Genomic DNA, 11,239 nt, shown 5'->3' on the forward strand with positions numbered 1-11,239 from the left:
ATCCACCACGGACAACCGGACACACATCCGGCCCCATGGCGACGGGGTTGCCAAATATCTGGCGTTGACTTTTGGCACGCTGTTGAGTTCTCAAGGAACGGACACTGCCTTCGGTAACCCTCTCGGGAATCCCTCCGGGTGTTTCTCCGTTTCGGTGCTTCCGACGCTACCACATTCGGTTTGGGCCGAATCTGGCCCCCGGTCGGCGGGGTTTGGTGCTGAGTTTTCGCCCTCCGGCGTGATCACCACCGTAGAGCACTCACCCGGCCCGGACAAAATCGGGGGTGGGTCCAATTCGGTGCACAACAATGCAGCGCGCCGAAGCGGTCCCGTCCTGGGAGGGATCTGAGCGGTGGTGCCACACATCCGGTGGCGAGAAGTGCCTCGGGACCCGAGCGGGTCCGCGACAGCCTGAGCAACTTTACGGGGTGGCCGGGGGAGCGTCAAACCAGCTCCTCAGAGGCCACTCGGACGAGCCTTGGCCCGCGCCGGAACGCCCTCGGCCGCGCAGCGGATCGTGTGCGGTGCGGGGCCGGGCGAGCGTCATGAGGGTCTTCTGCGGGAGCCGCGGGTCGGGCCCGCGGTGTACGGGGAGGGCTGACCGGCTCCCGATGCATGCCCGACTTCCACCGCTTTGCGGCGTTAGGCTCATATGATCTGTTGATGCGGTCGGCCTGTGGAGGTGCCGGGGCGTGGCGAACGGGCGCAATGAGACCAGGGAGCAACGGGCGGACCGGCGCTGGAACGAGCTGCTCCAGGAGGTACGGGTCGCTCAGACGGGCGTGCAGATCCTGCTGGCGTTCCTGCTCACGGCCGCGTTCGCGCCGCGCTTCACGGAGCTGACGCAGGTCGAGGTGCGGCTGTATGCGCTGACGCTGGTGCTCGGCGCGGGCGCGACGGGTGCGCTGATCGCACCGGTGACGCTGCACCGTCTGGTCACGGGCCGCCGGCTGAAGCCGGAGACGGTGGAGTGGGCCTCGAAGCTGACCATCGTGGGGCTGTATCTGCTGCTGTGCACGGTGATCTGCGCAATGCTGCTGGTCGCGCTGTTCGTGCTGGAGAGCTCGGCGGCGTACTGGATCGTCGGCGGAGTCTCGCTGTGGTTCGCCCTGTGCTGGTTCGCGCTCCCGTTCTACGCCCTGCGCCGCCGGAACCGGGTCAACGGTTCGTAGTCCCGGCTCCGGAGGCGGACGGGCACTCCTCCGTGATCTCGATGGCCAGGGGAACGTCCTGCCCGGCGGCCGGTGGCGCTGTGGACTGGTCGGTACGGCGTCGGGGTGCCGGGATGACGGTGATCGCACAGATGGGGAGGCGGGGAACAGGAACTTCCGGACGAGGTGGAGCGGCGGGTGGCGCCGGGCGCGCGACGGGTGGGACCGGCCGCACTGCCCGGAGGCGTGGCGTCCCGGCCAGGCGCCGTATGTGGTGCCGGCCGGTACGGACGGCAGCGGGTTCTGTGTGGAGGGGTCCCGTTGTCCTAGAGGTGGCGCAGCAGGCGGGTGGGGGATTCGACGGCGTCGGCCACGTCCCGCAGGAAGCCTGCGGCGACGGAGCCGTCGCAGACCCGGTGGTCGAAGGTGAGGGAGAGCTGGACCACCTGGCGCAGGGCGAGCCGGCCCTGGTGCGCCCAGGGTTTTTCGGTGATGCGGCCGATGCCGAGCATGGCGGCCTCGGGGTGGTTGATGATCGGTGTGGAGCCGTCCACGCCGAAGACACCGTAGTTGTTGAGGGTGAAGGTGCCTCCGGTCAGCTCGGCGGGGGTGAGCGAGCCGGCGCGGGCCGCCTCGGTGAGGCGGGTGATCTCGTCGTGGAGCTGCTGGGTGGTGAGCGTCCCGGCGTTCCGGACGACGGGGACCAGCAGGCCGCGTTCGGTCTGGGTGGCCAGGGTGAGGTGGATGTCCTGGTGGAGGACCACTTCGTTGGCGGCGGTGTCCACCGAGGCATTGAGCCGGGGATGACGGGCCAGGGTGGCCGTGCAGATGCGGGCCAGCAGGGCGAGCAGGGAGATCCGGGGTTCGCCCAGTGCCCGGCGGGCGGTGAGGAGTTCGGTGGCGTCGGCGTCCACCCAGCAGGTGACATCGGGGATTTCGGTGCGGCTCCGGCTGAGTCTGGCGGCCATGGCGCCGGCGGTGCCGCGCAGCGGGATGCGGGTCGGGGACGGCGCGGTGGACGGGCGGGACGGCGGCGCGGAGGCCGGCGCGGGGGGCCGGGTGGCGTGCTCGATGTCGGCGCGGAGGATCAGGCCGTTGGGGCCGGAGCCGTGCAGGGTGCGCAGGTCGATGCCGCGTTCGCGGGCGAGGCGGCGGACCAGGGGGGAGATGACGGGCGGTGGTGAGGAGCTGGGTACGGGAGAGGCGGGGGCGGCGGAAGAGGCGGGGGCGGTGAGCCGGCGGCGGCGGGAGGTCGCGGCGGCGGCGGTGGTGGTGCCGTAGCCGACCAGGACGTTGCCGGAGCTCTCGCCATCGGGGGCGGGGGCGGAGGCCACGGTGATCAGGGGGGCGCCCACGGGGATCTGGCCGCCCTCCTCGCCGTGCCGGGAGGTGACCACGCCGGGGTAGGGGCAGGGGATCTCGACCTGGGCCTTGGCGGTTTCGACTTCGACGACGGGCTGGTCGACGGTGACCACATCGCCGACATCGACGAGCCAGCGGACGATCTCCGCTTCGGTGAGGCCCTCGCCGAGGTCGGGGAGGCGGAATTCGCGGACCTCAGGCATGCCGGCCGCCTTCCGTTCCGGGGGTCCAGGCAGATTCCCACTGGAGGCGGGCCACCGCGTCCAGGACGCGGTCCACACCCGGGAGATGGTGCTGTTCGAGCATGGGCGGGGGATAGGGGATGTCGAATCCGGTCACCCGGAGCACCGGGGCTTCGAGGTGGTGGAAGCAGCGCTCGGTGACCCGGGCGGCGATCTCGGCGCCGGGCCCGGCGAAGCCGGTGGCCTCGTGCACCACGACGGCGCGGCCGGTGCGGCGGACGGAGTCGCAGACGGTGTCGTCGTCGAAGGGGACCAGGGTGCGCAGGTCGATGACCTCCAGATCCCAGCCCTCGGCGGACCTGGCGGCTTCGGCGGCCTCCAGGCAGACGGGGACCGAGGGGCCGTAGGTGATGAGGGTGGCGCTGGTGCCGCGGCGGGGGACGGCGGCACGGCCGAAGGGGAGTGCCTCCGGCGGGTTGCCGGGATCGAGGGGGGCCTTGGTCCAGTAGAGGCGTTTGGGTTCGAGGAAGACGACCGGGTCGTCGGAGGCGATGGCCCGGCGCAGCAGGCCGTAGGCGTCGGCAACGGTGGCCGGGGTGACCACGTGCAGGCCGGGGGTGGCCATGTAGTAGACCTCGGAGGAGTCGCTGTGGTGCTCCACACCGCCGATGCCGCCGCCGTAGGGGATGCGGATGGTGAGGGGCAGCGGCAGGGCACCGGAGGTGCGGTTGCGCATCCGGGAGACGTGCGAGAGGAGTTGCTCGAACGCGGGGTAGGCGAAGGCGTCGAACTGCATCTCGACGACGGGCCGCAGACCGTACATGGCCATGCCGACGGCGGTGCCGAGGATGCCGGCCTCGGCGAGCGGGGTGTCGGTGCAGCGGTCGTCGCCGAATTCGGCGGCCAGGCCGTCGGTGATGCGGAACACGCCGCCGAGGGTGCCGATGTCCTCGCCGAGGAGGTGCACGGCGGGGTCGGCGGCCAGTGCGTCGCGCAGGGCGCGGTTGAGGGCCTGGGCCATGGTGACCGGGCGGGTGCCGGCCGCTGTGGCGGCGGCGGGTGCGGCGGTGGAGGAGGCGGTCATGCGGCGGCCCTCCCCTGGCCGTGCGTGCCGCCGCCGGTGCCGGGGCCGGCCTCGGTCGCGGCCCCGGCCCTGGTCCCGGCTTCGGCGTCGGCTTCGGCTTCGGCTTCGGCGTCCAGTTCGGCCCGGAGCTGTTCGTGCTGGCCGCGGAGCTGGGGGGTGGGGGAGGCATAGACGTGGCCGAACAGCGAGGCCGGGTCGAGCTCCGGGTCGGCGTGCATGCGCTCGCGCAGGTCGGCGGCGAAGGTCTCGGCCTCGGAACGGGCGTCGGCGATCAGCTCCTCGGTGAGTTCCCCGCGCTCGCGGAGCTCCTGTTCGAGGAGGTGGAGCGGGTCGTGGCCACGCCAGGCGGCGACCTCCTCCTCGCTGCGGTAGCGGGTGGCGTCGTCGGCATTGGTGTGGGCGTCGAGCCGGTAGGTGAGGGCTTCCACGAGGGTGGGGCCGCCTCCGGTGCGAGCCCGGTCCAGGGCCTCGGTGAGGACCTGGTGGACGGCGGGGGCGTCGTTGCCGTCGACCAGGCGGCCGGGCATGCCGTACCCCACCGCCTTGTGGGCGATGCTGGGCGCGGCGGTCTGCTTGGCCAGCGGCACGGAGATGGCGAAGCCGTTGTTCTGCACCAGGAAGACGACCGGGGCCTGCCAGACGGCGGCGAAGTTGAGGGCCTCGTGGAAGTCTCCCTCGGAGGTGCCGCCGTCGCCCACCATGGCCAGGGCGGCGACCTCGTCGCCGCGCAGCCGGGCGGCGTGGGCCAGGCCGACGGCGTGCGGCAGCTGGGTGGCGAGTGGGGTGCACAGGGGTGCGACACGGTGCCGGCGCGGGTCCCAGCCGCTGTGCCGGTCGCCGCGCAGCAGGCTCAGCGCCTGCACCGGGTCGACGCCGCGGGCGACCACCGCGAGGGTGTCGCGGTAGCTGGGGAAGAGCCAGTCCTCCGGGCGCAGGGCGAGGGCGGCGGCGATCTCGCAGGCCTCCTGGCCGGTGGAGGAGGGGTAGACGGCGAGCCGGCCCTGCTTGGTGAGGGCGGTGGCCTGCTGGTTGTAGCGGCGGCCGTGCACCAGGCGGCGGTAGAACTCGGTCCACAGGCCGGGCGTCCCGGGCTCGGCGCCGGTGCCGAGCACCCGGAACGGCTCGGGGTCGGGGAGCAGCGGCGCGGGGTCGGTGCGCGGCTGCCAGCCGGGGGGCGGGGCGGGGCGGTAGCCGGTGTGCTCCAGCACCGTCATGGCGGGCACCTCCTGGTCGAGGCTGCGTGCAGGTGCGGCGCCGGGGGTGGGTTGGCGCTCCCTACCGATTGTTCGGTTGATGACGCATTTTGGCTACGCCTGTGGATCTCCTGTGGACGGGTGGTTCCCGAGCGGTGGTCCGGCAGGCAGGATGTCCAGGGAGGGGAGGGTGCAGCGCATGCCGGACGACCAGATGGCTCCGAATGGGGCCGATCGGCCGATCAGGCCGCTCGATCCCATTGACAAAACGATTGTGCGATTGCTCCAGGTGGACGGGCGGGCATCGGTGCGGGCGATAGCCGAGCAGGTGCACATCTCGCGGGCGAACGCCTATGCGCGGATCAACCGGCTGGCGGAGACGGGGGTGATACGCGGCTTCACGGCCCGGATAGACCACGAGAAGGCCGGCCAGGGCGCTTCGGCGTACATCACGCTGAAGATCGTCCAGGATTCCTGGCGGACGGTTCGCGCCAAACTGGAGCAGCTTCCGGGCGCCGCGCACATCGCCCTGGTCAGCGGGGATTTCGACGTGCTGCTGCTGGTGCACACGGCGGACAACCGGGCGCTGCGCGAGCTGGTGCTGACCCGCCTGCAGGCGATCCCGGAGGTGATCAGCACCCGCACGCTGCTGGTGTTCGAGGAGACGGATCTACTGCCGGAGACGTAGCCCGGCGAAGGCGGTGGTGATCACGGCGTCGGCGATCTCCTGGGCGGAGGCGGCGTCGCCGCGGGCCGGCCGGTACCACTCCGCGATGGAGTTGATCATGCCGAAGAGCAGGCGGGTGGCCAGCCGGACGTCCACATCGGCACGCAGATCGCCCTCGGCCGCGGCCTGCTTGAGCAGCTCGGCGACGCGGTGGTCGAACTCGCGGCGGCGCTCCAGGGCCCAGCGCTCGGTGTCGGTGTTGCCGCGCACCCGCAGCAGCAGGGTGACGTAGGGCAGCCGCTCGACCAGCGTCAGGGTGGTGCGGCGGGTGACGTGCTCCAGCCGGTCGACGGCCCGGCCCCGGCGGGCGGCGGGCTCCTCCAGCACGGCGAACAGCCCTTCCAGGGCGTGGCTCACGGCCCGGCGCAGCAGCTCCTCCTTGCTGCGCACATGGTGGTATATCGACGACTTGGAGATGCCCGCGGCGCGGGACAGGTGCTCCATGGAGGTGCCGTCGTAGCCGCGTTCGTTGAAGACCTCCACGGCGACTTCGAGGAGGGTCTGCGGCGTGTAGGTGTCGCGGTTCGCCGCTCGGGGGGCCGCGTTCGCCGCGCGGTTCGCTGCTGCCATGGTCATCGGTCGCCATCATTCCGGACGGGTGAGGTTTTCCACAGGGGCCGTCAGGCCCCCTTGCCCCGACCGATCGTTCGGTAGCAGTATCGATCACATTCCCGGGTTGTTCCAGTCCGGGCGTCCGGTCGCGACTCGACGAGGAGATGGCTGCCCATGAACGCTGTGCTGACCGCGGACGTGCTCGCCGAGCGGCACCGGCAGACGCTGGACGACGCGGTGGCGGCGCTGCGCAGCCGCGCCTACTGGTCGGCCTATCCGGAATCGCCCCGGGCCTACGGGGAGGACGGCGCGGAGCGCGGGCGGGCGGCGTTCGACGCGCTGCGCGGCGGGCGGTTCGAGGCGCTGGCCGACCAGCCCGGCACGGACGGCTGGGCGGGCGGCGAGGAGTCGCCGTACGGCTTCGCGCTGGAGATCGGCTATCCGCATCCCGACCCCGAGGTGCTGCTGCCCGCCATGCGGGCCGGGACGGCCGGCTGGCGTTCCGCCGGGCCGGCCGTGCGGGCCCTGGTCTGCCTGGAGATCCTGGCCCGGCTGAACGCCCGGACGATGGAGATCGCGCATGCCGTGATGCACACCACCGGGCAGGGCTTCGGCATGGCGGTGCAGGCGGGCGGGCCGCACGCCCAGGACCGCGGACTGGAGGCGGTGGCGTATGCCTTCGCCGAGCAGACCCGGCTCCCGTCCCGGGCCGAGTGGTCCAAGCCGCAGGGCCGGCGCGGCGCCCTGGAGCTGCACAAGGAGTTCGTGCCGGTACCGCGCGGCATCGCGCTGCTGATCGGCTGCAACACCTTCCCCACCTGGAACGGCTATCCGGGCCTTTTCGCCTCCCTGGCCACCGGCAATCCGGTGCTGGTGAAGCCGCACCCGCGGGCCGTGCTGCCGCTGGCGCTGACGGTCGCGACGGCGCGCGAGACGCTGGCCGAGGCCGGGTTCGACCCCAATCTGGTGGCGCTGGCGGCCGAGCTGCCCGGTGAGGGCCTGGCCAAGGGGCTCGCGCTCCGCCCCGAGGTGCGGATCATCGACTACACCGGCTCCACGGAGTTCGGCGAGTGGCTGGAGCGGCATGCCGTGCAGGCCCGGGTGTACACCGAGAAGGCCGGAGTGAACACGGTGGTCATCGACTCCACCGCCGACTACCAGGGCATGCTGGCCAATCTCGCCTTCTCGCTCTCGCTGTACAGCGGGCAGATGTGCACCACGCCGCAGAATCTGCTGATCCCGCGCGGCGGCATCGGCACGGAGACCGGGCCCAAGTCGTACGAGGAGGTGGTGGCGGATCTGGCCGCCGCCGTGCAGAAGCTGCTGGGGGACGACACCCGGGCCGGTGCGCTGCTCGGGGCGGTGGTGAATCCCGCGGTGCGGGAGCGGATCGAGGGCGCGCCCGCGCTGGGCGAGGTGGCGCTGGCCTCCCGTCCGGTGGCGCACCCGGAGTTTCCCGGGGCCACGGTGCGCACCCCGGTGCTGCTGCGGCTGGACGGGGCCGCGCCGGAGGCGGAGAAGGCGTACCAGCAGGAGTGCTTCGGACCGGTGGCGTTCGCAGTGGCGGTGGATTCCGCCGAGCACGCCGTGGCGCTGCTGCGCCGCACCATCGCCGAGCGCGGCGCCATGACGGTCGGCGGATACACCACCTCGCCGGAGGTGGAGCGGCAGCTTGTGGAGGTGTGTCTGGAGGAGTGCGCCCAGCTGTCGCTGAATCTGACCGGCGGGGTGTATGTCAACCAGACCGCGGCCTTCTCGGATCTGCACGGCTCGGGCGGCAATCCGGCCGCCAATGCCGCCTACACCGACGCCGCGTTCGTCGCCGACCGGTTCCGCTTCGTGGAGATCCGCCGCCCGGCCTGAGCCCGGCCGGGGCCGGCGGGGGTCAGCCGTGTGCGGCCGGGGGTCAGCCGGTGTGCGGCTGCCGGGTGAGCCAGTGGTAGAGCGCCATGGCGGCGCTGGTGGCCAGGTTGTAGCTGGAGACACCGGGTCGCATGGGGAGGGAGACCAGCCGGTCGGCGCGGGCGCGCAGCGCGGGCGACAGGCCGTGGCGTTCGGAGCCGAAGGCCAGCAGGGCGTCGGGCGGGAGGGCGGTCTCCCGCAGGTCGGTGCCGTCCGGGTCCAGGGCGAGGAGCGGGCCGTCGGGCAGTTCCTCCACCGGGCGGCGGTGCACGGCGACGGCCCAGTGCAGGCCGGCCGCGGCCCGGATCACGTGCGGGTGCCAGGGGTCGACGCTGCCGGTGGTCAGCACGCCGGCCGCGCCGCAGCCCGCGGCCAGCCGGATCACCGCGCCGATGTTCCCCAGATGGCGGGGGTTGTCCAGGACCACCAGCGGGGCCGGGCGGGGCCGGGCGGGCACCGGACGGGGTTCCGGTACCGCGAGGGCCGCCACGCCGGTGGGGTGGGGACGGGGCACCAGGCCGGCGAGAGCGGCCGGTGCCACCGGCGTGAGCAGGGTCTCCAGACGCCCGGCCAGGTCCGGGGCGAGGTCCCGGGCCAGGGCCATGGCGGCCGGCTTGTCGGCGGCCAGGGCCAGCGGCACGTCGGCGCCGAACCGCAGCGCGTGCTTCAGTGCGTGGAAGCCGTCCAGCAGAACGGTCTCCCCCGCCAGTTCACGCCAGCGGAGCGGCGCCTCGGTCATCCGCGGTCCGCCCAGGCCGGCCGCCGGTCGTCGGGCTCTCCGCCGGGGCCGCCTGAGGTCCCCGGGGTGCGCTGACCGGCCGCGCTGTCGTCCGGTGATGCCTGGGCCGGGATGCGGGGCTCGTCCGGCCGCGCGGCGCCGGGGGCGGAGGCGGTCGCCGGAGCCGGTGCGGAGCCGGTCACGGGGGTGTCCGGTTCCGGGCCCTTGGAGCGGCGGCGGAACAGGCGCAGTACCGGGGAGCCGGCCCGGCCCGCCTGGTGGCCCATCCAGATCAGGAAGACGGTCGGCAGGAAGACGCTGTCCATGGCGATCATGGCCAGGGAGAAGAAGGGCAGGCCCAGCAGCACGGCGATGCCGACGTGCTCGCCGATCATCAGGAACAGCAGGATGTTCTTGGCCTTGCGGTTCAGCAGCGCGAACGGGAAGGCCACCTGGACGAAGACGGTCCCGTAGGTGAGCAGCATCACCAGCATGCCGACGTTGCCCAGCCGCTCGGTGAGGTCCGGCCAGGGGGTGAAGTAGTCCAGGTTCAGCGGGTAGTGCACGGCGGTGCCGTCCTGCCAGCGCGAGCCCTGGATCTTGTACCAGCCGGCGGCCGAGTAGATGATGCAGACCTGCACCATGATCACCAGCAGCCCGGCGTTGTGGATGATGTTGGCCACCATCTCGCCGACGAGGCGCGGCTCGCCGGGTGCGAAACGGCGCACCGCCCACCAGCCGCCGTAGATCAGCCACAGGCCCCAGAAGATGCCGCCCCAGCCCAGGCCGGGGAAGATCCAGAAGGACAGGACCGGGCCGTTCTCGTCGAACAGTGCCAGGGTGGTGGCGAAGCCGGTGAGCTGCGCGGCGGCCAGCACCGCGCCGCACAGCGCCCAGAGCAGCACGCCGACCGGATCACGGGTGGCGGGCACCCCGCGCTCGGCGTTCCGGCGGGCCCGGCGCGCGTCCAGCGACCAGACCTGGCTGCACCGGCTGAGCACCAGGTACAGGGCCATCAGGTGGACGACGTTGTCGCCGCCGTCGCCCATGAAGACGCTGCGGTTCTGCAGCGACAGCACGACGACCATGAAGAGCACCGTCATCAGCCGGGTGCGCCAGCCCAGCAGCAGGGCGAAGCAGACGGCGATGCCCGCGAGGTAGACGAACTCGAAGAAGGCCCGGTTGTCCGTCCACAGCAGCACCGTGAAGGCGTGGTTGTCGTTCAGCAGCCGCACGGCGAGGTCGTGTCCCCAGGGGCTGTCCGGGCCGTAGAGCTCGTGCCGGTAGGGGAGCTCGCGCAGCATGAAGGTCAGCCAGACGAAGGCGAACCCGATGCGCACGATGGCGGTCTGGTAGGGGCCGAGGGCCCGGCGGGTGATGTTGGCGATGCCGCGGGCCAGGGAGGAGTCGAACTTCTCGCCCATGCCGGCGAAGGGGGAGGCCGGCCGGCCGGCGGCGGCCGGCGGCTCCGCGGACCCGGCCGTCTTGTCGCCCGTGGCCAGGTGGCGTGCGCTGTCGCTGCTCACTGCTCGTCCTCCGCGGGCTTGTCGGGGGCCAGGGCGCCGGACGGCCGGTCGTTGTCCCGGACCGTCCACCAGTCGAGCTCGTTGTAGGAGGCGGAGGTGTCGATGTTCTCCTCGCTCCACTGCGGGGCGTCGACCCGGCGGATGGCGGACCGCAGCTGGAGGCGTTCGACGGTGTCGACGTCCATCAGCTCGCTGAGCCGCAGCAGCGCGATGCGGTGCACATAGGCTCCGGACAGCTCACCGCGCATGCCGTTGGGGCGGCCGTCGGTGTGGGAGTTGTCGAAGAAGTCCCAGGCGCGGCGGAGCATGTTCTGCGCGGTGTGGCTGGGGGCGAGGTTGTGCCGGATGTGCTCGTAGTCGATGGCCGACAGGTTGATCCACTCGGTGGTCTCCAGCGTGCCGTCCGGCGTGCGGTACTCGGCCCGGACCTCCACGTCGACGTTCTGCTGGAGCGGGTTGGGCGCGAACAGCTTCCAGTTCTGTTCCAGCTCCGGGTAGATGTAGTCCCGGATGGTCTGGCCGTACTCCCCGGTGACGGTGTTGTCCGGGGCCACGAACAGGAACGCGGCGGTCAGATGCCAGCCGGTCAGAACGGTGGCCAGGCCCACGCCCACGGCTATGACTCCCCGCGCGACCGGGGACAGCGCCCTGAACGGCACCGTCTCCGGGGACTCCTCGGACAGGGACGCCGTGGTGCCCCTGCCGCTGCCGGCGTCCTCGGCCCCGGCGTCCTCGCCCTGGGGTTGTTCGGGTGGCTGCATGCTGGGACGGCTCCCCCACTCGTCTGGTGGTTTTGACGACTGCACCGTATCGCTCCGGATCCTCCTCCCGCCGCCCAGCGA

10 protein-coding genes are annotated in these 11,239 nt (G+C 72.4%); 3 read left to right on the forward strand and 7 right to left on the reverse strand.

What is annotated here, in order from left to right; all coding sequences use genetic code 11:
• Window positions 1-692: 692 nt before the first annotated feature.
• A complete protein-coding gene (locus tag GQS09_RS12970) occupies window positions 693-1,172 on the forward strand; it encodes a DUF6328 family protein (RefSeq protein ID WP_165986196.1) in 480 nt (159 codons plus the stop codon).
• 305 nt (window positions 1,173-1,477) lie between these two features.
• Here the strand turns inward: GQS09_RS12970 and GQS09_RS12975 are convergent, their stop codons facing one another.
• From GQS09_RS12975 to pdhA, 3 genes are read right to left on the reverse strand one after another with little or no spacing between them, the layout of a single operon-like run.
• Window positions 1,478-2,716, reverse strand: coding sequence for a dihydrolipoamide acetyltransferase family protein (locus GQS09_RS12975; protein ID WP_165986197.1), 1,239 nt, complete (start codon window positions 2,714-2,716; stop codon window positions 1,478-1,480).
• Complete coding sequence (locus tag GQS09_RS12980; RefSeq protein ID WP_165986198.1) at window positions 2,709-3,779, reverse strand: alpha-ketoacid dehydrogenase subunit beta; 1,071 nt, start codon at window positions 3,777-3,779, stop codon at window positions 2,709-2,711. The genes GQS09_RS12975 and GQS09_RS12980 overlap by 8 nt, the downstream gene beginning before the upstream one ends.
• Window positions 3,776-4,993 carry a pyruvate dehydrogenase (acetyl-transferring) E1 component subunit alpha gene (gene pdhA, locus GQS09_RS12985; RefSeq protein WP_165986199.1) on the reverse strand — a complete coding sequence of 406 codons (1,218 nt, stop codon included), beginning with the start codon at window positions 4,991-4,993 and terminating at the stop codon, window positions 3,776-3,778. Before pdhA ends, GQS09_RS12980 begins: the two co-directional genes overlap by 4 nt.
• Before the next feature lie 178 nt (window positions 4,994-5,171).
• Between pdhA and GQS09_RS12990 the strand changes: the two genes are divergently transcribed.
• Window positions 5,172-5,660, forward strand: coding sequence for an Lrp/AsnC family transcriptional regulator (locus GQS09_RS12990; RefSeq protein WP_165986200.1), 489 nt, complete (start codon window positions 5,172-5,174; stop codon window positions 5,658-5,660).
• On the opposite strand, the gene GQS09_RS12995 is transcribed toward GQS09_RS12990, so the two are convergent.
• Window positions 5,643-6,275 (reverse strand): TetR/AcrR family transcriptional regulator, encoded by a 633-nt coding sequence (locus GQS09_RS12995; protein ID WP_243761361.1) that lies wholly within the window; start codon window positions 6,273-6,275, stop codon window positions 5,643-5,645. The genes GQS09_RS12990 and GQS09_RS12995 overlap by 18 nt on opposite strands.
• A 150-nt stretch (window positions 6,276-6,425) precedes the next feature.
• On the opposite strand from GQS09_RS12995, the gene paaN reads away from it, so the two are divergent.
• Window positions 6,426-8,114, forward strand: a complete 1,689-nt coding sequence (paaN, locus tag GQS09_RS13000) for a phenylacetic acid degradation protein PaaN (RefSeq protein WP_165986201.1) — start codon at window positions 6,426-6,428, stop codon at window positions 8,112-8,114.
• 43 nt (window positions 8,115-8,157) lie between these two features.
• Here paaN and GQS09_RS13005 read toward each other — a convergent pair whose 3' ends face one another.
• From GQS09_RS13005 to GQS09_RS13015, 3 genes are all read right to left on the reverse strand, one after another.
• The gene (locus tag GQS09_RS13005) at window positions 8,158-8,892 is read right to left on the reverse strand and encodes an RNA methyltransferase (RefSeq protein WP_165986202.1); all 735 of its coding nucleotides are present in this window, start codon (window positions 8,890-8,892) and stop codon (window positions 8,158-8,160) included.
• Window positions 8,889-10,295, reverse strand: a complete 1,407-nt coding sequence (locus tag GQS09_RS13010; protein WP_243761365.1) for an HTTM domain-containing protein — start codon at window positions 10,293-10,295, stop codon at window positions 8,889-8,891. Before GQS09_RS13010 ends, GQS09_RS13005 begins: the two co-directional genes overlap by 4 nt.
• 98 nt (window positions 10,296-10,393) lie before the next feature.
• Complete coding sequence (locus GQS09_RS13015; RefSeq protein WP_165986204.1) at window positions 10,394-11,158, reverse strand: DUF5819 family protein; 765 nt, start codon at window positions 11,156-11,158, stop codon at window positions 10,394-10,396.
• Window positions 11,159-11,239 lie beyond the last annotated feature (81 nt).

This window comes from Streptomyces sp. YIM 98790 (genome assembly GCF_011421595.1).
GTDB lineage: Bacteria > Actinomycetota > Actinomycetes > Streptomycetales > Streptomycetaceae > Streptomyces.